Raw genomic sequence first — 22,172 nt, forward strand, 5'->3', positions numbered from 1 at the left:
TGCACTGGCAGGCCACCAACGACATCGTCGAGACCATCGACTGGATCCGAGCCGCACCAGACAAAACCCGATCATGACCCGGCGGACACGCCCTACGCCGAGGTGCCGCGCCGGCGGCACCCCGGGCAGGAGTTGCACGCGATCGTCGAGGAGGCCCGCGCCGACGTGCCGGCAGCCCCGTCGGTCGTGGAGGTCACCACGACCCACGGGGCCTCCGACGCCCTCGCCGAGGGTGCCGGGAACGCGGACCTGCTCGTGGTCGGCACACGCGGCCCCGGCGCGGCGGCGGGCATGGTGTCGGGCGCGGCAGCACCTCGCGCACGGCCGCTTCGCCGTGCTCCCGGAACACCTTCGGTGCGGCGCGGAACCCCTGCGGCATGTCGTCCACGTCCGCTTCGGTCAGCGGTGCGAGCGCGACGGCCCGGTCGTCGAGCAGGTCGGTGTCCACACCACCCGGACCGGTCACCACGAGCGGCCCGAACCGGGGTCGGTCACCACGCCGACGAGCAGTTCCCGCCCGCCCTCGGCCATCGGCTGGACGAACACGCCGGACCTCACGCTTCGTCGTCAGGACACCTGTCGAGCGCTGCCGCGCCTCGCGGCGCCGGAGCGCCGAGCCGTCGGCGCACGGCCGCCAGGTAGGTGGCCTTCGGCATGGCGGCGAACAGCCGCATCTCCTGCGCGAGGGACGTGCGCTCGTCCAGGAACCGCAGCCCGGGTTCGGCGGTGGTGTGCAGGAAGACGGCGGCGAACGCCCGTTCCAGTTCGGCGGGCCGCCCGGTGATGACGTCGAGCAGAGTGCCGTCGTAGAGCCGGAACCGCCTCGGCGGCTCGGGCAGGTCGAACGGGTGGCCGTGCCGGCGCAGCGACCGGGCGATGGCCGCGCTGTCGCGTTGAACGCGCTGGTAGGCGTAGCCGGTCGAGGCTTTGAGCAGGCCACCCTTGGCGCCGATGGTCAGCACGTCGCCGTGCCGCCGGGGTGTGGCGCGCGCGGAGAGCGGCAAGGTCGCGGCTTCCAGGCGCTCGACCGCGTAGTCGTCGGCGCCCAGGAGGTCCAGGTACTCAGCCAGCGCGTCGTCCTGGCGCGGCACGGTGGCGTCCGGTGCGACGAACGACGTGTGCTCGACCAGGGCCCGGTGCGCGTCGACGGGCAGCACGTAGACGAAGCTCGCACCGCCGAGCTGCGGAGTGCGGAAGTCGAACAGGGTCGGCACGTCCGGGTCGAACACCGGTCGTTCGACCCGGACGTGCCAGCCGCGGAACGTGAGCCTGGCGTCAACCGTCGCGTCAACACCCAGCACGCTGTCGAACACCCAGGCCGCCGCCATCGGCGTGCCGTCCACGACGAGCCGCCCGTCCTCGATCCGGTCCACGTGGCCCCGGTGGAACCGGCAGGCCGGGGCGATCCCCCGGACCACCCGCACGAGATCGGCACCGCGCACCACCCTGTACCGGTAGCGGCCGAGGCCGAGCACCCGCGTCCGTCCGGCGACGTGCACGCGGATCCGGTCGAACCGCCGGGACACCGCGGCGTCGAGCAGGCCGGGCCGGTCGCTCCAAGAGGCCCACGACATCGCCTCGACGGGTCTGTGCCCGTCGTCGAAGACAACCACCGGTGCGGGCGCCAGGTAAGCGGCCAGGGTCAGGCCGCTCATACCGCCCCCGGCGATGACGAGAGGATCGCTCACCGTCCCATCGTGACCGTCGGACGTGCCGGTCGCAGCCGGCCCCGCAGCGGCGGAGACGATCTCACCGGAACAGTGCGAGTTGGGGGCGGTGCAGTCACCCACTCCGGCTCCGACTCCGACCCCTTCTGGTGTGAGGGTGGCGCTTTCGACGGCTACCAGGTGTCGCCAGAGTAGTGAGTTGGCCGATTCGCCGGACGTCGTGCGACGTGATGGCAACGCATCGGCTTGAGCTGGATCACCCTGTAGCGCGGGCGAGGACGTCGGCCGGCAGTCCGTGACCGTCCGAGGTCACCGGCATCTCGGCCCAGCGCTGCACATCGGTGTCGGTCACGCCCGGCAGGCGTTCCCAGGTGGCGCGCTGCGGCACGCCGAGCACGGTCACAGCCTTGCCGACGCGTCGACCACGGCGGCCGGCGAGCGGGTCTCGGTGCCGCGCCACCGGACCTGACTCTTGGTGTCCAGCCATCCGGCCAGGTCACCGACCAGCAGGCTAACCGACGTGGCCGAACCCTTGGCGCTGCGAGCCGTCTGCGCCCTGTACGGCGGGCCCCTGCCGCAGGACGAGCGGCGGCTGCGTGAAGCCTCGCGCACGCTCGCCCTGGGGCTGGACTCCGGGCTGGCCCCCGAGCGCCGCGCCCCTCGCCGGACGCGCGGGAGACGCTCAACGCGATGATCGACCAATGGCGTGCCGCGGCCCGTCCCGGTGGCGTACCGGCCGCCGTGCACCCGACGAGCAGGTGCTGCGCAAATCAGAGCAAATGAGCACCACCCGCTTCGCGGACAGGCTCCAGCGCCGACCTCGCGGCGGTCACCGTCGGCCCGGTGCCCGGGGTTCAGTCGCCGACGTGGCGGCGGTGGCCCAGCGGCCACCGCCGGCCGACACCGGTCGTGGTCGTCACGGTTTCCCTTCTGAGAGCTTGGTCAGCTCGGCACCCGGCGACTCCGCGGGCTCGAGCACCGGCGCCGGCTCGCCGGCTTTCCACCACCGGACACCGGCCCCCGCGATCAGCAGCGCGAGCACACCGGCGGCGGTCGGGATCAGGAAGCCGGACGTGCCTCCGTAGTGGGTGACGAGCAGTCCGCCGACCGCCGCGCCGCCGGCCATGCCGACCACCACGCCGGCGTCCGCGAGAGCCATGCCCTCGTTCATCCGCTCCTCCGGCGTCAACTCCTGCAGCAGCCCCATGCTCGTGATCATCGTCGGCGCCAACGCCGCACCAACGATGAACGTCCACACCCCGAACAGCAGCAGGTTGCCACCGATGACCAGGGGGACGGGCAGCAGGCAGACGCAGAGGATGGCCGAGAGCGCGAGGGTGCGTCGGCGCGTGTCGCCCTTGAGCTTGCGCGTGCCGAAGTACAAACCGGACAGGGTCGAGCCGAGACCGATGAGGGCCAGGAACACGCCGGAGAACGACCGGGAACCCTGCAGGGCGACATACGCGACCGTGGTGACCTCCATGGCACCCGCGGACAACCCGAGGACGGGGAACAGGGAGACCGCGGCGCTGATCCCGGGCACGCGCAGCCGGCGGCGCGGCTCGCCTTCGTCGGACTTCAGCGGTGCGGGCTCCGTCTTGCGCTGGGCGGCGAAGAGCAGGGTGCCCACCAAGAGCAACGCGTTGGCCGCGGTCAGCCCGGCGGCGGGACCGATCGCACCGCACAGCAGTGCGGCCACGGCCGGACCGGAGATGAAGACGATCTCGTCGACGGTCCGCTCGAAGGAGTTGGCCGCGTGCAGCATGTCCGGCTGCCCCTGGTAGATGCGCACCCAGCGGGCACGGGCCATGGTACCCACGAACGGGACGCCGGCGGAGAGGAAGTACGTGACGTGGAGCGTCCAGACCGGTGCGCCGTACACGGCGCACAGGACCGTGCCGGTGCACGCGACCACCGAGATCACGGTGGCCGGGACGGCGACCCGGGCTTGCCCGTACCGGTCGACCAGCCGCCCGACGATCGGCGCGCAGATGGCGACGCCGACGAGACCTACCGCCGACACGCCCCCGGCCACGGCGTAGGAGCCGCGGGTATCAGCCACGAGGAGCACGACGCTGATACCGAACATTCCCATGGGCAGACGGGCGAGGATTCCGGTGAGCGTGAAGGCCACACTGCCTTCCGCGGAGAACAGCCGTCGGTATTGGCCGAGCATTGAACGAGACTCCCCGTCGTCGAGATGAGTGGTTGCTGGACGTTCATCCAGTGGCTGGTCGTTGGAGCACTGTCGAGGCAATTTCGGTGCTGACAAGGGCCGACGCGGCTCGGCGGTCCACCTTGCCGTTGGTGTTGCGAGGAAGCTCTGCGACGACCAGGACCCGCCGGGGCACCATGTACGGCGGCAGATCGCGGGCCAGTTCGGCGCGGACGTCGGTTGGATCGCGGTCCGGTGCCACGCAGACCGCGTAGAGCCCGAGCGCGTCGGCCGTGTCGTGGCACACCACGGCGACGGCGTCCGCCACGCCCGCGAGGGCCCGCAGCGCCGCCTCGACCTCGCCCAGCTCCACCCGGTACCCGTTGATCTTGACCTGCTGGTCGGTCCGCCCGAGGAAGTTCAGCGTGCCGTCGCGCAGCGTCACCCGGTCCCCGGTTCGGTACCAGCGGTCCGGCGCGACCACCGGGTCCCCCGCCTCGGCCTCGGGGTGGAACCGGCCGGTGTTGGCCATCGGGTCCAGGTAGCCGGAGAAGCGCTGCGGCCCCCGGACGCACAGCTCGCCCTCCGCGGCCGGGCGGCCGGATCCGTCGAGGATCGCGTGGTCGAGCCCCCGGTAGGGCAGACCGATGGGCACGACGCCGTGAGGTGAGGACGGCCAGTCGGCGGGATCCGGGGGCACGACGAAGTCGCTGCAGCTGATCGTGAGTTCCGTCGGCCCGTACAGGTTGGTCAGCGTGCTCGCGGGGGCGGCCGCCTTCCAGGCCCGGGCCTGCTGCCAGGTGAGCTGCTCGCCGCAGAACAGGCTGTGCCGCAGCGACGGCATGCTGTCCGGCGTCAGCCGTCCGCCTGCCTGCGCCCGGCTGATCGCCGACGGCACCGAGAACCAGTGGGTGAGGGCGTTGTCGACGACGAACCGCACTGGCCGCAGCAGGTCGTTGCGGCTCGCCACGACCACGGTGGCGCCCGCGGACCAGACCGCGAACAGGTCGAACACCGACAGGTCGAAGGTGAGGTCGAAGGTCTGCGAGCAGCGGGAGCCGGGAACGAGGCCGTACCTGCCCCGGACCGCTTCCAGGAAGGCGGAGACGTGGCGATGCCGGATCGGCACCCCCTTGGGCGTGCCGGTCGAACCCGAGGTGAACAGCAGGTATGCCTCCGACTCGGGCGCGTCGGCCAGCGGCGGCACCGGCGGCAGCCCCGCCGGGTCCGGTGCCGGGTCTGGGGTCAGCGTGCGGATCCCGTCGAGACTCGGGACCGTCGACCGGGGGTCGGCCAGGACGAGGCCGGCGCCCGACGCCGCCACCATGTGCCGGGTCCTCGCCTCCGGGAAGGCCGGGTTGAGCGGGACGACGGATCTGCCCAGCCGCTGGATGGCGAGGTAGCCCACGTAGGCGGGCACGCTGCGCTCGGCCAGCAGACCGATCCGCGCGGGTACGGTGTCCGACTCGCGCACGATGCGCGCCGCTAGGGACTCCGCCATGTCCGCGAGCTGCCGGTAGTCGAGGCGTACGCCGCCGACCTCGAGGGCCGGCCGCGTGCCGTGGCGCGCGACGGAGGCGGCGAACCAGTCGTAAAGCATCATGACTCCGTCCAGGACAACGTGCCGGCCGACGAGGTGGCGGTGCCCATCCCGAGCCGCAGCAGGTCCGTCCCCCGCCGGCAGAGCCGCATGGCACCGTCCAGCCAGCCGAGGTCCCCGGCGTCCTCCACCGGGCCGTGGCCGTCGACGCGAAGGCGCAGCCCTCCGTCGCCGGCGACCGGTCGGGCGAGCAGCAGTGCGAAGGCCGCCTCCGAGGCGGGTGCCTTGGCGTGCACCGCCGGCGCGTCCAGCTCCAACCGCGTGACCCGGGCGTTGGGTGCGGACTCGGCGCCCACCAGCAGCACGTCCCGGATCCCCTCCAGCCCCAACAAGGTGTCGGCGACGGAGAAGGCACGCGGGAGGAGGTCCGTTCCGAGGGCCGAGACGCAGGCCATGGGCCCGAAGAAGCCGTGAACACGGCAGAGGTGCCCGAGCGCCGCGGTCGGCGCCGACTGGAAGAACAGCAAGGGACCGACGCGCCGGTCGGCGGCCAACCGGCGCGACGCGCCGTCCAAGGTCTCGGTGTCACCGTGGCCGCCGACCAGGACGAGCGCCGTCGCCTCGCCACCCGCGGCCCCGCCGGGCGCGCGGTCGAGGCAGTCGCCGGCGACGGCGACGACGAGCGGGCCGAACCGGGAGTGGCCGAAGCCGGGGATGGAGGGCAGCGATGCGGGCGCCGCGCCGGGAAGCCCGCCGGCCTGTTCTCCCCACGGTGCCCGGCAGCTCAGGCCCTTCACGGTGAAGACGGGATCGGCGGTCACGCGGCGCTCCTCGCCCGGACGAACTCGAGGAGCGAGTACTCGAGCCGGGCCGGTCCGGGAACGGTCACCGTGTCGAGGACCTCCGTGCGCAGCCCGGCCTCGTCGGCGATGCGCCCGAGCAGGTCCTGGTTCCCCAGGCTGCCGAAGCCGAGCAGCAGGCGTCCGCGCGGAGACAGGAAGTCCCGGGCCTCGCGGAGGTAACGCCGGTGGATCAGGTAGCCGGGGTCGAACACGATCCGCGCGAGGTCCTCCGTCACGCCCTCGGGCGCCGGCGCGTCGACGAAGGACGAATTCCAGAAGATGATGTCGAACTCGCCGGCCGGCACCTCGGCGAACAGGTCGCTGTGGACGGTGTGCACGGTGTCGGCCACGCCGTGGCGGCGGGCGTTCAGCTCGGTGTTGCGCACGGCCGAGGCGTTGACGTCGACGGCCGTCACGTGCGAGCTGCCCTTGAGAGCCGCGGTGACCGCGGTGACGCCCGCACCACAGCCCATCTCCAGGAACGGACCCGGGCCGTACGGGAGGCGGAAGGTGAACCAGGCCGTGGAGAAGTCGTCGGTCGGGCAGTGGACGCCGTCGAGCACGTCCCATTCCCGTCCCAGCAGCGAGCAGACGATGGGCCCGGTGCGCTCCGCCGGTCGCCGGGCCAGGCGCGTAGCCAGATCGAGGTTCACCGCGAAGCCTCCGTCGTGAAGCGGTGCGCGTCCGCATGGTGCCGCAGGGCGTCCGGGTCCCGCACCACCTTTCCGGAGACCGTGCGGGGCAGGGTGTCGCAGAGGACGAAGACGTTCGGGATCTTGAAGCCGGACAGGTGCTCGCGGCACCAGGCGATGAGATCGGCGGCCTGGACGCCGCCCTCCCGGGCCGTGACGTACGCCTTGATCGACGAGTCGTGGACCACCACGGCGTCGGAGACGTCCGGATGACGGTTCACCAGCACCTCCACCTCGCGCAGGTCGACCTTCAGGCCGCCGATCACCACCAGCGAGTCGGCGCGACCGTGCAACTCCAGGCGTCCGTCGGCGGCGAAGGCTCCCCGGTCGAAGGTGCGCAGCCAGCCGTCCCGGACGCGGTCCTCCATGCCGGGGCCCAGGTACGGGGACTCACCGACGTGCACGTGGACCTCGTCGTCCTCGACCTTGACCCGGCCCTCCTGGAGAACCTTCCCGACGGACGGGGGCGGGCAGGGCGTGACCAGGTCGGCCGTGATGATCCCGGTCTCGGTGGTGCCGTACACCGGGCTGATGGGAATCCCGAGGCGCTCGTGGAACCGCGACCACAACTCCTGCTTCATCAGCTCGCCGGCCGACACGGCGAGCCGCAGCGCGGGCAGGTGCAGGGCACTGGTCCTGGAGATCACGTCGAAGTGCATCGGCACGCCCAGGATCGCGTGGATGCCCGCGGCCCGCGGCCCGCGCAGCAGGGTCCCCAGGCCGCGCGCGCTGGGCAGCACCGTCTCGGCTCCCACGTTGAGCGCGTGCAGGATTCCGCCGATCAGGCCCATCGTGTGGACGGGCGAGTTGAGGACCAGGACCCTCTCCCCGGCCGTCGGCATGCCGGGCAGCGCCGCGTACCTGTCCAGCTCGTCGAGGATCGACCCGCTCGACCGGCCGATCATCTTCGGGGTGCCGGTCGACCCGGAGCTGAACTGGATGAGGCAGTGCTCACCGGTCGCGGGCCGGCCGCCCGGGAGCTCCAGGACGTCGACCCGGCACTCCTCCGGCGGCGCCGAGTCGATCACCTCGGCCGGGGCCGTCACCAGGGTCTGCGGGCGGCTCAGCTCCAGCAGCCGGCTCAACTCCGAGGCGGTGTGCCGTGAGTCGATGAGGACGACCGTCGCCCCGCGCGACCAGAGCGCCAGCAGCACCTCGATCAGCGTGAAGCTCGGCGGCAGGTACAGGGCCACCGACCGGCCGGCGCCGATGCCCTCGGAGGCGAAGCGGCGGCCGTGGTCGCTCACCCGGGCCGCCAGCTCGCCGTGGGTCACGGCGCCCTCGATGCGGGCGAACACGGCGGCGGGGTCGGCGTTCTCCAGCAGGTTCGCGCCCCACCACTGCGGCGTGGATGTCATCGGCGTCTGCTTTCACTCGGTACTGAACAGCAGGGCGGCATTCGCTCCCCCGAAGGCCGCGTTGAGCGACAGCGCGTACTTCAGTTCGGCGGCTCGGCCCCGGTTGGGCACGCAGTCCAGGGCGCATTCCGGGTCCGGGTCGAGGTAGCCGGCGGTGGGCGGGATCCGCTGGTCCCGCAGGGACAGCACGGTGATCACGGCCTCGACCGCCCCGGTGGCCTCCAGCATGTGCCCGGTGGCGCCCTTGGTGGAGCTCACCGGGACCGCGCCCGCGCGGGCGGCGAACACGTCGTGCACCGCCGCGGTCTCGGCCTTGTCGTTGACCGGCGTGCCGGTGCCGTGCGCGTTCACGTAGCCGACGTCGTCCGGGGAGCACCCGGCGACGCGTAGCGCCGCGCGCATGGCCCGCGCCATGCCGCGGCCGGCGGGATCGGGCTGGATGGGGTGGTGCGCGTCCGCGGACATCCCCCACCCGCGCAGCAACGCGAGCGTCGTCGCCCCGCGACGGCGCGCCGACCGCACGGACTCCAGCACCAGGACCGCGGCCCCGTCGCCGTGCAGCATGCCGTCGCGTTGCCGGGAGAACGGGCGGACCACGCCGCTGTCGCTGAACGCGCCGCCTGCGTCGAACTTCGAGAAGATGTCCTCCGACACCGTGTACGAGCCACCGCAGACGACGAGGTCGGCCTGCCCCGAGCGGATCAGCTGGGCGCCGTAGGCCACCGCGGTGGTCGAGGAGGTGCAGGCGTTGCTGAACGCCATCGGCGACGGGCCGAAGCCGAGCTCCTGCGCCAAGTCGGCGGCCAGCGCGGCGGGCGCGCTGGTGCCGAGCCGGTCGTCCTCCCACCGGTCTCCGCGCTCTTCGGCTCGCCAGAACTCCAGGACCGCTGACCGGTCACCCAGCGTCCCGAGCAGGAAGGGCGCTCCCCGTGCGCGGGTTCGCGCGCCGTCGAGGGCCTCGTGCGCGCAGGCACGCAGAAGGCCCAGCTGCGTGGGAGCGCCGGACGCCCAGACCGCGTGGTCGTCAGGCAGGGTGGCCGCGAACCGGTTGTGGTAGGGGGTGGTGTCGAAGCGGGTCACCGGCGCGAACGCCGCCTCACCCCCGAAGACCCCGCGCCGCACGGCATCCACGCCCGCGCCGAAAGCCGTGCACACCCCGATGCCGGTGATCGCCACGGGCTCAGACATCGCTCGTCGCCTTCGCCGTGTCGCGTTCCGGGAAGCGCGCGTCGAGCAGGGTGAGCAGCGGAGTGGCCTTGACCGCGGTCTCCTCGTACTCCGCGGCCGGGTCGGACATGGCCACGATCGCGCCGCCGACGCCGTAGCTGATGCGACCCGGCTGTGCCACCAGCGTGCGGATGGCGATGCTCAGGTCGACGCTGCCCGACAGCGAGAAGTACCCGATCACGCCCGAGTAGATGCCGCGGGGCCCGTCCTCCAGCTCGTCGATGATCTCCATGGTGCGCAGCTTCGGCGCCCCGGTCATCGATCCGCCGGGGAACGCGGCCCGAACGCAGTCGACCGGGCTGCGGTCGGGGCGCAACCGCGCCGTCACGGTGCTGATCAGCTGGTGGACCGTCGTGTAGGACTCGACGACGAACAGCTCCGGGACCGCGACCGAGCCGGTCACCGCCACCTGGGCCAGGTCGTTGCGGAGCAGGTCGACGATCATGAGGTTCTCGGCTTGGTCCTTCTCGGAGGTCGCCAGGTCCTCGCGGAGCCGGCGGTCCTCCTGGGGCGAGCTCGACCGGGAGCGCGTGCCCTTGATCGGCCGGGCTTCCACGCGCCCCTCGCCGTCGATGCGCAGGAAGCGCTCGGGCGAGGTGCTCAGCACCGACAGCTCACCCATGCGCAGCAGCGCCCCGAAAGGGCCCGGGTTGTCACGGCGCAGCGAGGTGTACGCGGCCCACACGTCCAGCGTGCAGTCAGCGCTGAGCATGTTGGTCAGGCAGACCTCGTAGCTCTCGCCGGCGGTGATGGCGCGCTGGCAGGACTCGATGAGGTCCAGGTAGGTGTCTCGGTCGTGGCGCAGGGACAGCGACTCGGTGACCGGCTCCGGGCGCGCCGGCGAGCGTCCGGGAGCACCTGGGATCGCCTCGATCCGCGCGCGGGTGTCGGCCAGCCAGTCCCGGGCCGGTGCCTCGTCGCCCGTGTGCAGGGCGACCAGGTACGTCGTCAGGGTGCCGTGGTCGAACACCACGTACCGGTCCGCGAAGATCAGCGACGCGTCCGGGTGCTCGGAACGGTGGCGCGAGCGGGCGCCGCACTGGGCCTTGAGCTCGTAGCCCAGGTAGCCCACCCAGCCGCCGCGGAAGTCGAACGGCAGGCTCTCGCCGCCGACGACTTCCGAGTTCTTGAGGCGGTCGTCGAGCCAGTCCAGGAACGGCCGGGTCTCGTCGCGGGTGCCGTCTCCCGCCCGCACGGTGACCGTGCCCTGCGCGACATCGGCCGTGACGACCTCCGACGTGGGGCTCTCGGCCGCCCCGAGCACGGAGAAGCGGCCGAGACGCGGATCGGGACGGCTGCTGTCCAGCCAGAACGCGAACGGCCGGTCGAGGAAGAGCTCCTCGTAGACCTGCTCCGGGGCACGGTCGGTCGGAAGCTGCTCGACCAGCAGGCGGTACGTCACCCGCTGGTCGGTGTCCACGCGCGGCGCGGACACCGGCTGCGGGGGTCCCGGGCGGACGGTTCGGCCGTGCCGCCGGTTCCAGTCCTGGCTCAGCTCCGCGAAGTTGGCCAGCAGGCGATGACCGTGCTCCGTCGCGATGGACTCGGGATGGAACTGCACCCCCCACTGAGGGCGGTGGCGATGGCGTAATGCCATCAGCACCCCGTCGGGCGTCCAGGCGATCGGATCGAGGTCGTCCGAGAGGCGGTCGACCACCCACGAGTGGTAGCGCACGACCTCGTACTGCGTCGGGATGCCGGCGAACAACCCGGTGCCGTCGTGCCGGACGAGCGACTTGCGGCCGTGCCGGGGCTCCGGGGCCAGCGCGATCGACCCGCCGCCCAGCATCGCGATGCCCTGGTGCCCGAGGCAGACGCCGAGCAGCGGGATCCGGCCCGAGGTGACGACGTCGCGGCAGATGCCGAAATCGGCCGGGACACCCGGTGTACCCGGACCCGGCGAGATGACGACGTTGTCGAACGCGTCGAGGTGCTCCGGCCGCCACCCTGGCTCGTCGTTGCGGATGACCGTGGGCTCGACTCCGTTGACCTCACCCAGGTAGTGCGCCAGGTTGTACGAGAAGGAATCGTAGTTGTCTATGAGCAAAGTCCTCATACGTGCTCCTCGGCGCGGTTCCGGGCGATGTCCAAGGCCGCCGCGATGTGCTCCAGGTCTTGTTCCTCCGCCGGGGTGTCCAGGATCAGCGTGGTGTAGCCGAGGTCGAGGTAGCGCCCGATCTCGTGCCCGACCGCGGCGTAGTCACCGACCAGGTACGGGCAGAAGGTCCGGTAGTTCTTGAACGGCCGCATCCAGTACGTGTCGTGGTGATCGGCAGCCTCGGCGAGTTGCCGGTGCCACTGCGAGTCCGAGCGCGACATGGCGAGCCGGTGGCTGACCTGCCCGGCGCGGTCCTCGGGGAAACGCGCGAGGGCGACGTCCCACGCCTCGGCCGACGTCGGCCGGGTGATCACCCCGATGCGCAGGCCCTGGGGGATCGACGGATCGGCCGCGACCTGCTTCCCCGGTTCCTCCGGGTAGGAGACAGCCGTCGCCGAGGCGGCCCGCGCGGCGGCCATCCCGGCCGCGGAGGAGCCGGAGAACAGGAACCGGGGAGCCAGCTCGGCCGGGAGCGCGGTCTCGAGGCGCAGCCCGGTCACGGAGTAGTAAGCGCCCTCGAAGGTCACCGGTTCCCGGGAGGCGAGCAGCCGCCTCATGATCAGGGAGTACTCGACAGCCCGGTCGTAGCGGTCGTCGTGGGCGAGGTCGTCACCCATCGCCCGCAGATCCCCGGTGAACCCGCCCGCGACCATGTTCAAGTCGACGCGGCGGCGGTGCAGGTACGCCAAACCGGCCACGAGCTTCGCGGCGGTGAACGGGTGCATGTACGCCGGCTGCACGGCGACCAGCGGAGCCAGTCGCGCGGTGGCCTGGATGATGGTCTGCGCGATCAGCCACGGGTCGACCGACCGGTTGTCCGTGTAGACCAGGACCCCTTCGTACCCCGCGCGGTCGCTCCAGCCCGCCACCTCGCGGACCCGCCGCAGGTAGTCCGCGCCGTGCTCCTCGACCGAGGGAGGACAGGTGCCGAAGAGGGTGATCCCGCTGCGTGGTCGGCTCATCGGGCCACCTCCTGACCGGGGGTGGTCGCGGCCGGGGAGCTGCCGGCCAGCGGTCGGCGTCGGGTGAGCAGGGAGATCCGCGCCGGTTGTCCCGCATCCTCCACCAGGGAGATCCAGTCCTCCGCGACGCGGCAGAAGGCCGAGTTCAGGGCCTGTTCGGCCGAGACCTCGTCCGGCGCCAACACCTCCCAGCGGACCAGGCTGTTGATCAGGTGGGGGTCGAAAGCGGTCCAGGCCCCGTCCAGCCTGATCTCGGGCCAGTAGTGTTCCAACGAGTAGGGGCTGGACAGCAGCAGCCCGAAGCTGCGCCGGGCCTCCCACTGCTCCTCCGTCGCCCGCCGGACGAGGAACCAGGTGGCCAGTTCGCAGTCGGCCAGCGAGGTCTCGGCCAGGAACGAGAGGTCGCGGCGCAGGGCCTCGGGCAGGAAGTAGAACTCGAACCCGGACACCTCGGCGAAGAGCCGCCCCAGCTCCGGCGGGGCGTCGGCGGCACGCCCGGTGGCGCCGACCTCCAGGCTCAGCGTGAACTCCCCGGCCGCGCCGGAAGGGCTCGCCCCGAGGACCAGCGCCTCGGCGCGCGGACGGAAGTCGCACCGGTGGCCGGGGTCGGGGGACTCGCACTCGGCCGCGACTTCGACGTCATACCGGAACGGGCGGTTGTCCACCACCGCGCGCAGCACGTCGGGCCATCGTCGCATGGCGAGGTAGCGGGGCGAGGGCAGGCGCAGGGCCAGGGAGGCGTTGGCCAGGTCGAGCTCGTCGAAGTACTGCTCCTCGCCCGACGTGCGGTGCGGGAACCCGAGGTCGAGGAGCGCTGACAGGACCGGCGCACCGATCCGGAACACCCGCTGGACGACCGAAGCGTCCTGGTCGAAGACGCGGTGCCGGTCGGGCACGAGCCGTGCCCGGTCGGCGATGACCCGGAGCAGGTCGGCGTTCACCCGGAGTCCTCCCGCGAGTCGGAGATCAGGTTCCAGAGGGAGCCGGGCGAGGAGAAGATCTCGAAGGCGATCATCTCGTCGGGGATCACCACCCCGAAGGTGTCCTCGATGGTCACCAGGAGCCGCACGACGGTGAGCGAATCCATCCCGAACGCCGTCAGGTCGCTGTCCTCGTGCAGCGTCGTGCCGGGCGGGAGCTGGCCGGCCATGCACTCCCTCAGCACCGCCTCGAAGTCCGGGTTCAGCGCGGTGATCTCGGACCCCTCAGACACCAGCGGCCTGCCGGTTGCCGTAGAACTTCCGGAGCATCCCCACCAGTTCGGGCGCGTAGCGCGCGGCCGCGAGGATCTCCGGGGGCGGCGTGAACCGCGGGTGGATCATCTCGGCGAACCGCGAGAACTCCATGCGCAGGCTGTGCTCCATGGTGCGCGGCCACTCGACCGGGACCCTCCAGTCGTGCTCGTAGCCGGTGGCGACCATGTGGGTGACCGAGGACTCGACGATCTCGCGGCGGCTCGCCGGCTGGATCGGAGCGCGCACCGGCTCGAAGGGGGCGAGGTCCGCACGCGGCTCATCGCCGAGGATCCTGGCGGTCAGCTCCGCGGCCAGCAACGGGGAGAGGTGCAGACCGTCGCGATAGGTGCCGGTCAGCATCCACAGTCCGGGCATGGCCGCACCGATCAGCGGGAAGCCGTCGAGTGCCACGGGCCGGTTCCCCACCTGGATCCGGTTGACGCCCGCCGTCCAGAAGTCCCGGTGCAACTGCCGTGCCGCGCAGTCGAGGAGGAACTGCACGTCCCGGATCACCGGCGTGCTCACCGGCGCGGCCGAGATGACGTTGGTCGCCCCGACGTACACCTCGGTCGCGTTCCTCGGGACCAGGTGCAGGCCGCAGGCGAAGGCGCGGTTCGGCGTGCGGATGACGTGGCGGGGCCCCGGTGACTCGGGAGCCGACAGAAGCATCGAGAGGCCGTAGCCGGAGATCAGCGGCGGCATCCGCTCCGCAAGTCCGGGAACGCTCCCAACGACGGCCTGCGAAGCGGCCCCCGCGGCGAGCACGACCTCACCGCCGGACAGCGCCGCACCGGAGGCGAGGACGACGCCGCGGGCCCGCCCGGCGAGGTGATCCAGTGCGGTGACGGAGCCGTCGACGAGCACCCCGCCCCGGGCGAGGAAGGCCGCCTCAAGGGTGGTGAGCAGCGCGGCCGAGTCGATCGCGTGCTCGTCGGGGATGAACAGGGCGCGCAAGGGCCTTGAGGCGGCGTCGGGCGAGAGCCAGGCGATGTCGTCCACGTCGAGCTCTTCGTGCTTCTGCTCGTAGGTGGTGAGCGCGCTCTGGATGGCCTGGAAGTTCGCGCTGTCGATGCCGGCCACGCCGACGGTGTTGAGGATGACCACCGTGCCGTCGGCCGTGACCAGGTCGGCGGCGTTGTCGCCGGTGTCCGACGTCAGCTCTTCGAGCCACCGCGGCCACAGCTGCTGCGCCTCCACGCCGAGGTCGAGCTTCCGCCGGCCCTCGCTGCTGGCCAGCAGCGAGGAGGTGACCTCGCCGAAGCATCCGAGCATCGCCCCGGCGGCCACCGACGCCGCGTACGGGCGCGACCGCTCACCCACCACCGCCACCGAAACGCCGCGGCGGACCAGGCTCAGACCCAGGGACAGGCCGAGCACGCCATTGCCTACCACGACCACGTCGTAGCTACCGCCGTCCGAGACGGCACCTCCGTGCGGCACGCGACTACCCCCTTGCGACTCGGAAACTGATGCGTGTGATGGCTCGGTGGCCGAGCCCTCGAGAGGACTTCAGTCGGTCACGGCGAAGCGATCCGGGTAGATCTCGGCCAGGTACTGGTGCACCGAGCGCGCCGAGTTCAGGCTCAGGATCACGTCGCGGCCCGGCTGCTGGAGGTCGACGCCGAAGCGCTCCTCGAGCAGGTGCTGAAGCCAGACGAAACCGAAGGAATCGATCACGATCTCGGTGTCGTAATCAATGGGAGCATCGATCATCTGGATGGACATGCATTCACCGATGATCGCGGTTATTTCATCGCGCGTTACCATGAACTCCCCCTCCTGCATCGAGCACCACAACGCGGAATGCGTCATGGAACGACCCTGGAAGCATGGATCCCGAAGGCACGGGAACGGGAGTGGGCACGTCGCCACGATGCCATCAGATACGACGTCCCGCAGCGCCGGCATGAGCCACTGACGATGCAGAACAATCCAGGGCATCAGCGCCCCGCAAACCCACAGATGTTTACCCCCCTCGCAGGACCTCCCCCGTGGCCGCGGAAGTCAGACAACCACACGTCACTCAATGCATCAAGAGTCCGATTGGCACACGCGGTGGCACGTCCACCGGAGCGAATCAGACGCCGCCGCGGTCGACCTCGGCGATCCGGCGCGGAGCCGTGTCCCGCGTGGCGAGACCCCGAGCAGCGCGAAACTGCTGGTAACGGGCGTCCGCCGAGATCAACTCGGTTGACCGGAAGCTTTCACGATGCTGCCCCATCCGTCCGAAATGACCGTGTTTGGCCGCGCGATCGGCTCGATCACCGATGCACTGCGGCACACCGCATCCAGCGTCCGACGCCGGTAGCGCGAGCCAGTCCAGGCCCTCAGTTCTTGTCGGTCGTCATCCAAAGGGCGGGAAGAACTGACGACGACCTGGCGCGCCGACCTACGCAGCTGACGAATGGTTGAGGCTTGCACCCTCCCAGCCATCTATGGTTCGCTGATGTTCGCTGTCGATGTTGCCGACGCGTCCACCGCGCCACTATTCGGCGTTCGCCGACAGGGACAGCGGCAGGACAAGACGGTTCCCGTTTTCGCCGACACACCGCTCCGCACTTGCGGTGGTGTGGAGTCGCGTGCGACCGGCGAAGCCCGCACGTGTCGAACGAGCAACTCGGCGCCGCGCCGGCATTCCCTTTCCCCGCCCGGCGAGGGCGTCATCTTCCGTCCAGAACAGGGGTAGCGGCGTGCGAGAAGAGCTGACGAACTTCTCCGGCGGGGTGCGACGCGCCGGACCACTGCAGTCGGGCATCTGCCAGCTGGAGTGGATGTCCTACCGGTCCGGCGCCCACGGGCTGTTCCCCAACATCTGGCGCGTCGTCGCCGTACCCGAGGGTTTGCCGGACGAGGCGGTGAGCGCGGTGGTGGGCGACCTGCTTCGGCGGCACGAAGTGCTCCGGACCACGTTCGACGCCGACGAGGCCGGGCGGCCACGGCAGAGCGCGCACGAAACCGTCCTGGCGACGCTGCCCCGCCTCGCCGACGAACACTCCCGCAGCCGCTTCGTCGAGACCCCGTTCGACGTTGCGACCCAACCCCCGATCCGGTTCGGCCGCACGGCGAACGGCGACCTGATCTTCGCGGTGGCCCACATCGCGGCCGACGAGGCGGCGGCCGAGACCCTCGTCGCCGAGCTCACCGAGCTGCTCGCGGCGCGGCACCAGCGGCGACCCGCCCGGCTCGGCGCCGACGTGCCGCAACCGATCGACCGGGCGCTGCACGAGCGGGGACACGGCAGGCCTCGCGTCGAGTCCGCTCTACGGCACTGGACCGGCACGCTGCGGGACTTTCCGGCGTCCGCCCTGCCGGTGAGCCGTGGCCGGCCCGGAGCCGATGTGGTGTTCGCGGACCTCGAATCGCCCGCCGCGACCCGAGCGCTGGCGATCCTGCACCACACGTACGCGGCGTCACCGGCGTCGGTCTTCATCGCGGCCGTCTACACCGCCTTGGCGATCCAGTACGACCGGGCGCAGCTCGGCTTGAGCCTGACCTGGTCGTTCCGGGAACTCCCCGACACCGGCGAGATGATCGCCTCGGTCTTCCGGGACATGCCCCTGCTCGTCGACGTCGGCGGGCAGCCATCGTTGTCCGAGGTGCTGCGCCGGGTGCGGAAGGCGATCCTCGTCGGCGGTCGGCACATGGGCTTCGACGTGCTGGAGTTCCACGAAGGCGCGGGACGGGTCGAGGCCGAGCGGGGCACGTTCCTGGCGGGTCCCGAAGCCGTCAGCTGTCGCTTCGACGGCATCGACTGGGAGGCTTCGGACCCCGGCGTCGATCCGCGCGCCCTGCTGACCCGCTCGCGGGTCACCGTCGGCCGGATGAACGAGTTCCACAACCTTTGCAACCTGTTCGTCAGCGCCTCCCCCGTCGAAGGGCGGCTGCAGATCCACGCAGCCATCGACGCGGCCATCGCGGGCGACCGGGACGTCGTGGGGCTCGTCCGGCTGATCGAGGCGATCCTGGTGCACGCTTCCGCCGCCGGTGACCTCGCCTACCCGGAGGCCGAGGCCCTTGCCCCGGAGCGCTGGCGGCCGGGCGCGCGCTGGACCCGGATCGGCGGCGTCTGGGTGGACTTGGACTTCCTCGCCGACCGCCTTCGCGAGCATCCGGCGATCCACGGCGCCGAGGTCCGCGAGGACCAGGGCGTGGTCACCGCCCATGTCGACGCCGACCTGGAACCGTGGGAGCTGCGCGACTTCCTGCTGTCGACCGACAACGGCCGGTGCGCCATGGCGAGCCCGCACCACTTCGTCGTCCGTCGGGCGGACGGGCGCACGGTCGCCGGTTCGGGCGCCCAACGACCCGCACGGGCACCGCGAGGCCCGGCCGAGCAGGCGCTCATGCGCGCGGTGGCGGAGGCCAACGGATTGGTCGGTCTGACCATGGCCGGCACCTACCTGACGGTCGGCGGCCGCCTCCACCACGGCCCCCGCGTGCTGTCCCTCCTGTGGGACAACGGGTTCGACGGCATCTCGGTCGCGGACCTGCGCCGGCCGACCAGCCTCGTGGCGCTCGCCGGACGACTGCGGGTGCGGTCGTCCGTTCTCCAACCCGGAGGTGGTGCGTGACCCTCAAGGACCTGCCCGGGGAACGTTCGTGATGTCGCGCAGGAGTCGCCGGCCGGCCCACCTGGGTCGGGTCGTAGGCGTCGCGGACGCGACCCGATCGGAGGCTCGTCGATGGGAATGCTGACCGGCGTGGAGCTGAACGGCGCCTCTGCCACCATCGACCAGGTCAAGGCTCTCGCGCTGACCAACTACGGGCACTTCACGTCGATGCTCGTGGAGCGCGGCCGCGTCCGCGGCCTCTCCCTCCACATGCAACGGCTGTCACGGGACTGCCGGCAGCTCTTCGGCACTGATCTCGACACCGACCGCGTCAGGCAGCACGTCCGCCACGCCCTCGGCAGCGGTGGTCCTACGACCGTGGTTCGCATCACCGTCTTCGATCCAGCGCTCGACCTGGGCACCATCGGTCACGACGCCACACCTCACGTGCTGGTGACCACGCGGCCCGCCGGTTCCGGCAGTGGGTCGCCGTTGCGACTGCGATCCGCGTCGCATCAACGCGAGATGCCATCGGTCAAGCACATCGGCCTGTTCGGCGCACTCCACCAACGGAGGACGGCGCAGCGGGAAGGCTATGACGACGTCCTCTTCCTGAATCCCGACGGGTCCATTTCGGAGATCGCCACGTCGAACATCGGATTCGTACGATCCGGACGCGTCGTGTGGCCCGAGTCGGCGTGCCTCGCCGGGGTCACCATGACGTTGCTCAACCAAGCCCTCGATGAGCCGGTAGCCACCGAATCGCTGACTCTCGGCGACTTGGAGGGCATCGATGCCGCCTTCGCCACGAACGCGGCCACCGGCGTCCGAGCTGTCGCCTCCGTGGACAGCACCACTTGGTCGTCAACCGTCAACCCGGTGTTAGGCGGGCTGCGTGACCTGTACGCCGACATTCCCGCCGAAGTCGTGTAGCCGGCCCGTGTCGAGCCGCAGCCGGGCTGCGCGAGGTGGACGGGTTCTTGTCGGATGAGGTTGGAAAGGCTCACTGTTCCGCCCTGCGGACGTGCCGGCTCCCGACGTCACCCGAAGGTGTGCCCGACTGCTCGCGGCCGACCAACGTCGGGCATCCGACACCGCCCCTGTTCGAGCCGGGCGGAGCACCGGCCTCCAGACCACTACTTCGAGTGATGAAACGTGCACGGTCCCGGCGCTAACCTTGGTCGACTACTGCTTCGACAGCACTCTCGCCGGTGACGCGGAACCGCTCAAGGTGGCCTCGCCGAAGAGGTTGCGCGCCGAGGCGACCCCGGCGATCACCGACCTGCTCCACGAGATCAAGTCGAAGGCCCGGCACGCACGGATCGTGGTGCTGGGGTACGCGCCGATGTTCGAGCCGGACACCGACTGCACCGGAATGATCAGCAAGCAGGAGAGCAACTGGTTGAACGAGATGGCCGGCCTGATGCGCGAGTCGGTGCAGGCCGCGGTGGCCGCGCTGCATGTCCGTCGACGACACCGGCGAATCCGGGGAGCCGACTGAAGTGGTGTCGAGGTGGTACCAGAAGAAACTCCGGCGACCCGGCCACCGGCCGGTTCTCCTACCAGCCACACAACTACCCCCGGAAGTCCGCAGCGAGTGGCGGGCGGTCGCGGCGGGTGGGGTGACCTCGTGGCGGGACCCGCGGACCGGGTCCGACTGCTACGGCGGCGGTCTGGAGGTCCAGGGCGACCCCGAGTTCTACCTGGACCACTACCCGATCTGCTGACCGCCCGGCCCCCGGCCGGGACGCCCACGGGACTCCCGAGCCGGTACCCCTGCCGACGACGTAATCGAGAACAACGACCAGAGGAGTGGGATTTTCATGTTCGCCAAGACCGCCCGACTCGCCGCCGCCCTGTCCCTGGCGGCCGCGGCCACCGCGACGGCGATCGGAACCGCCGCCGCCGAGACCTACTGCCAGGACATCGGCAACGGGAACTTCTGCATGAGCGTCGACGGCACCCCCGAGGAGGGCACCCTCGTCACGATGACGTACCACAAGGAGGAAGGTAATCCGATCACCATCCGGTTCGCGTGGTGGTACTACGCCGGTGACACCTCCTACAGCGGCTGGCTGCCGGCTGCGGCGGGCGATCGCCTCGTCTTCTACGACTCGGCAACTTACGAATGCGTCTACGGGAAGATGGAAGTGCAGGGAGGCCCCACGTACTACCTCGATCGGAACCCGATCTGCCCGGGGTGACCGAACACGGCCGGCGGCCGAAGGCGCGTCCGAGAGGACTCCTGACCATCGGCGGTTCCTCGACGGCCCCGACCCGCGCCGGTACCGCCTGAACCTGGTCCAGGTCGGCCTGCGCGGCAACGTCTCCGCGGTGGCCACCCAACTCGACGGCGCCATGCGCGGCTCGACCCGGACCGTCCACAGTGACACCCCGGTGCCGGAGTTCCTGCAGTAGCCCGGCCCAACTACGAGTCAACGACAGAGGGCCGTCCGCGCAGTGCGGAGGGTCCTCTGTCGTTGATCGACGGCCAAATCAAGCCGCTGCGACCACTTCAACGTTGGTCAGGTGCACATCTGCCGGGCAGGCGACCGGATCGCGAAGCCGTACCCCTGGACGTGGACATTCGACCAGGCCCGCATCACCGCGTCGCACGGTCGCTGCTGCGTCGGCGCGAAACAGGCTCGCGTGAAGCCGCCGTTGAGCGTGCTGGACAGGCAATCCCGGTCGTAGGTGAGGACCCCATTCACGTAGAGGGCCACGTTCGGTGCCGCGAGGGAAACTGCCGAGCTGCCGTGATTGGCGACGATCGCCACGGCCTGCGTGGCGTTGCCGTTGACGACCACGCACGACTTGACGGTGACATCGTGTGTTGGATGGCTGACGGAGGTGCAGTGGAACTTGTTGGTCTGCGTGACCTCCTGCCAGTACGGATCGGCGCTCGCGGTGCCGCCGAGCACGAGGAACGAGCCGGCGAGGGTGAGCACCGTCGCCAAAGTCTTCACCAAACGGATCGCTGATCCTCCTCGGAACGCCCATTGCGTGAAATCGTCCCCGAACGCGGGTCCCGATCCACGCGGATCTCCGGAAGGCTGACGAGCCGGGAGTGGACGCCGGGGCTTGGTGCGACAGCGCCCCGCCCCCGTGAACTACCTGTGCCGCCGAGGTGCCGGTTCTCGTGGGCAGCTTTGCTGCACCGACGCCGTGGCCCCCACGCGATCCCTCTCGTCCCCGCCTCGTGGAAGGCCCGTCCCTGAATGCTATTCAGCACTGGGACCCGAAGCTGTCAGGTGAACGCCTGACAGGACAGGCGCCCGACGGAAGCTGTTCGTCGGCCTGCACGGTTCCAGTCCCGCCGGGCGGCCGAACGAACCGGCCGACGCGGCGCGCGGGTTCCTCACCGCCCTCGGCGTCGACCCGGACGTGCTTCCGGCGGAGCTGGACGCGCTGGCCGCCTCCGCCGAGCAGGTCGTGCCGCCCGCCACCTGCCTTCGGACCTCCTCGCCCGCGGCGAGGCCCGTGCTCTGCCGGCCGCACGCCTCGGCGGCCAGCGCATCGAATCCGAACCCCGGGTGACCAACCCGGTCCCGTGCTTTCGTTGTTCGAGCCCCTGCCACGAAGGCCACGACATCACGGACGCGGACTCCGGCGACGGACTCGTGGACGCCAGAGCGTGTTGACCTGCGAAGGGACAGTCCACATTGGACCGCACAGGCAAAGCGGCCTCACCCTGGCTGTTTCCCGGCGGACAACCGGGTCGGACCACTACCAACTGGGCGGTGTTCCTGTCAGTTCGGAGCCATGAGCCTGGCCTCCGCTCGCACCTACGACTGGTTGGCCGACGTGTTCGAGCGGGCGCAATGGGTCGGCGACACAGCAGCCCGC

20 protein-coding genes are annotated in these 22,172 nt (G+C 71.0%); 4 read left to right on the forward strand and 16 right to left on the reverse strand.

The window, feature by feature from the left end; all coding sequences use genetic code 11:
* Window positions 1-193: 193 nt before the first annotated feature.
* The 15 genes from ACZ7GX_RS36375 to ACZ7GX_RS36445 form a co-directional block, all read right to left on the reverse strand.
* Complete coding sequence (locus ACZ7GX_RS36375) at window positions 194-469, reverse strand: hypothetical protein (RefSeq protein ID WP_498783678.1); 276 nt, start codon at window positions 467-469, stop codon at window positions 194-196.
* A gap of 85 nt (window positions 470-554) precedes the next feature.
* The gene (locus tag ACZ7GX_RS36380; protein ID WP_498783680.1) at window positions 555-1,688 is read right to left on the reverse strand and encodes a lycopene cyclase family protein; all 1,134 of its coding nucleotides are present in this window, start codon (window positions 1,686-1,688) and stop codon (window positions 555-557) included.
* Between the two features lie 235 nt (window positions 1,689-1,923).
* A complete protein-coding gene (locus ACZ7GX_RS36385; RefSeq protein ID WP_498783682.1) occupies window positions 1,924-2,127 on the reverse strand; it encodes a hypothetical protein in 204 nt (67 codons plus the stop codon).
* Window positions 2,128-2,583: 456 nt separating this feature from the next.
* Entirely contained in the window at window positions 2,584-3,843 is a 1,260-nt protein-coding gene (locus tag ACZ7GX_RS36390) for an MFS transporter (protein WP_498783684.1), read from the reverse strand.
* A gap of 43 nt (window positions 3,844-3,886) precedes the next feature.
* The gene (locus ACZ7GX_RS36395; RefSeq protein WP_498783686.1) at window positions 3,887-5,422 is read right to left on the reverse strand and encodes an amino acid adenylation domain-containing protein; all 1,536 of its coding nucleotides are present in this window, start codon (window positions 5,420-5,422) and stop codon (window positions 3,887-3,889) included.
* The gene (locus ACZ7GX_RS36400) at window positions 5,422-6,183 is read right to left on the reverse strand and encodes a ketosynthase (protein WP_498783688.1); all 762 of its coding nucleotides are present in this window, start codon (window positions 6,181-6,183) and stop codon (window positions 5,422-5,424) included. The genes ACZ7GX_RS36395 and ACZ7GX_RS36400 overlap by 1 nt, the downstream gene beginning before the upstream one ends.
* Complete coding sequence (locus ACZ7GX_RS36405) at window positions 6,180-6,857, reverse strand: methyltransferase (protein ID WP_498783690.1); 678 nt, start codon at window positions 6,855-6,857, stop codon at window positions 6,180-6,182. The genes ACZ7GX_RS36400 and ACZ7GX_RS36405 overlap by 4 nt, the downstream gene beginning before the upstream one ends.
* Window positions 6,854-8,254 carry a class I adenylate-forming enzyme family protein gene (locus tag ACZ7GX_RS36410; RefSeq protein WP_498783693.1) on the reverse strand — a complete coding sequence of 467 codons (1,401 nt, stop codon included), beginning with the start codon at window positions 8,252-8,254 and terminating at the stop codon, window positions 6,854-6,856. The genes ACZ7GX_RS36405 and ACZ7GX_RS36410 overlap by 4 nt, the downstream gene beginning before the upstream one ends.
* Window positions 8,255-8,266: 12 nt before the next feature.
* Complete coding sequence (locus tag ACZ7GX_RS36415) at window positions 8,267-9,442, reverse strand: beta-ketoacyl-[acyl-carrier-protein] synthase family protein (protein ID WP_498783695.1); 1,176 nt, start codon at window positions 9,440-9,442, stop codon at window positions 8,267-8,269.
* The gene (pabB, locus tag ACZ7GX_RS36420; protein WP_498783697.1) at window positions 9,435-11,537 is read right to left on the reverse strand and encodes an aminodeoxychorismate synthase component I; all 2,103 of its coding nucleotides are present in this window, start codon (window positions 11,535-11,537) and stop codon (window positions 9,435-9,437) included. Before pabB ends, ACZ7GX_RS36415 begins: the two co-directional genes overlap by 8 nt.
* The gene (locus ACZ7GX_RS36425; protein ID WP_498783699.1) at window positions 11,534-12,541 is read right to left on the reverse strand and encodes an LLM class flavin-dependent oxidoreductase; all 1,008 of its coding nucleotides are present in this window, start codon (window positions 12,539-12,541) and stop codon (window positions 11,534-11,536) included. Before ACZ7GX_RS36425 ends, pabB begins: the two co-directional genes overlap by 4 nt.
* Entirely contained in the window at window positions 12,538-13,482 is a 945-nt protein-coding gene (locus ACZ7GX_RS36430; RefSeq protein WP_498783701.1) for a hypothetical protein, read from the reverse strand. Before ACZ7GX_RS36430 ends, ACZ7GX_RS36425 begins: the two co-directional genes overlap by 4 nt.
* On the reverse strand, window positions 13,479-13,754 hold the full coding sequence (locus ACZ7GX_RS36435) for a phosphopantetheine-binding protein (protein WP_498783702.1): 276 nt from the start codon (window positions 13,752-13,754) through the stop codon (window positions 13,479-13,481). The genes ACZ7GX_RS36430 and ACZ7GX_RS36435 overlap by 4 nt, the downstream gene beginning before the upstream one ends.
* Window positions 13,747-15,216 (reverse strand): NAD(P)/FAD-dependent oxidoreductase, encoded by a 1,470-nt coding sequence (locus ACZ7GX_RS36440; protein WP_498783704.1) that lies wholly within the window; start codon window positions 15,214-15,216, stop codon window positions 13,747-13,749. Before ACZ7GX_RS36440 ends, ACZ7GX_RS36435 begins: the two co-directional genes overlap by 8 nt.
* Window positions 15,217-15,285: 69 nt before the next feature.
* The gene (locus tag ACZ7GX_RS36445) at window positions 15,286-15,588 is read right to left on the reverse strand and encodes a hypothetical protein (protein ID WP_498783706.1); all 303 of its coding nucleotides are present in this window, start codon (window positions 15,586-15,588) and stop codon (window positions 15,286-15,288) included.
* A gap of 878 nt (window positions 15,589-16,466) precedes the next feature.
* Between ACZ7GX_RS36445 and ACZ7GX_RS36450 the strand changes: the two genes are divergently transcribed.
* The 4 genes from ACZ7GX_RS36450 (at window position 16,467) to ACZ7GX_RS36465 (ending at window position 20,530) form a co-directional block, all read left to right on the forward strand.
* On the forward strand, window positions 16,467-18,347 hold the full coding sequence (locus ACZ7GX_RS36450) for a condensation domain-containing protein (RefSeq protein ID WP_498783708.1): 1,881 nt from the start codon (window positions 16,467-16,469) through the stop codon (window positions 18,345-18,347).
* Window positions 18,348-18,458: 111 nt separating this feature from the next.
* Window positions 18,459-19,259, forward strand: coding sequence for an aminotransferase class IV family protein (locus ACZ7GX_RS36455; RefSeq protein ID WP_498783710.1), 801 nt, complete (start codon window positions 18,459-18,461; stop codon window positions 19,257-19,259).
* Between the two features lie 244 nt (window positions 19,260-19,503).
* Entirely contained in the window at window positions 19,504-19,827 is a 324-nt protein-coding gene (locus ACZ7GX_RS36460) for a hypothetical protein (protein WP_498783712.1), read from the forward strand.
* Window positions 19,828-20,149: 322 nt separating this feature from the next.
* Window positions 20,150-20,530, forward strand: coding sequence for a hypothetical protein (locus ACZ7GX_RS36465; RefSeq protein ID WP_498783714.1), 381 nt, complete (start codon window positions 20,150-20,152; stop codon window positions 20,528-20,530).
* Window positions 20,531-20,851: 321 nt separating this feature from the next.
* Here the strand turns inward: ACZ7GX_RS36465 and ACZ7GX_RS36470 are convergent, their stop codons facing one another.
* Window positions 20,852-21,292, reverse strand: a complete 441-nt coding sequence (locus ACZ7GX_RS36470) for a hypothetical protein (protein ID WP_498783716.1) — start codon at window positions 21,290-21,292, stop codon at window positions 20,852-20,854.
* Between the last annotated feature and the right edge of the window lie 880 nt (window positions 21,293-22,172).

This window comes from Actinosynnema sp. NPDC037264 (assembly GCF_055603705.1).

Bases quoted from the DNA above. Each gene is read 5' to 3' on its own strand.
- ACZ7GX_RS36390 (WP_498783684.1), bottom strand. From the start codon at position 3,843: ATGCTCGGCCAATACCGACGGCTGTTCTCCGCGGAAGGCAGTGTGGCC.
- ACZ7GX_RS36395 (WP_498783686.1), bottom strand. From the start codon at position 5,422: ATGCTTTACGACTGGTTCGCCGCCTCCGTCGCGCGCCACGGCACGCGG.
- ACZ7GX_RS36410 (WP_498783693.1), bottom strand. From the start codon at position 8,254: ATGACATCCACGCCGCAGTGGTGGGGCGCGAACCTGCTGGAGAACGCC.
- ACZ7GX_RS36415 (WP_498783695.1), bottom strand. From the start codon at position 9,442: ATGTCTGAGCCCGTGGCGATCACCGGCATCGGGGTGTGCACGGCTTTC.
- pabB (WP_498783697.1), bottom strand. From the start codon at position 11,537: ATGAGGACTTTGCTCATAGACAACTACGATTCCTTCTCGTACAACCTG.
- ACZ7GX_RS36425 (WP_498783699.1), bottom strand. From the start codon at position 12,541: ATGAGCCGACCACGCAGCGGGATCACCCTCTTCGGCACCTGTCCTCCC.
- ACZ7GX_RS36445 (WP_498783706.1), bottom strand. From the start codon at position 15,588: ATGACGCATTCCGCGTTGTGGTGCTCGATGCAGGAGGGGGAGTTCATG.
- ACZ7GX_RS36455 (WP_498783710.1), top strand. From the start codon at position 18,459: ATGGGAATGCTGACCGGCGTGGAGCTGAACGGCGCCTCTGCCACCATC.
- ACZ7GX_RS36465 (WP_498783714.1), top strand. From the start codon at position 20,150: ATGTTCGCCAAGACCGCCCGACTCGCCGCCGCCCTGTCCCTGGCGGCC.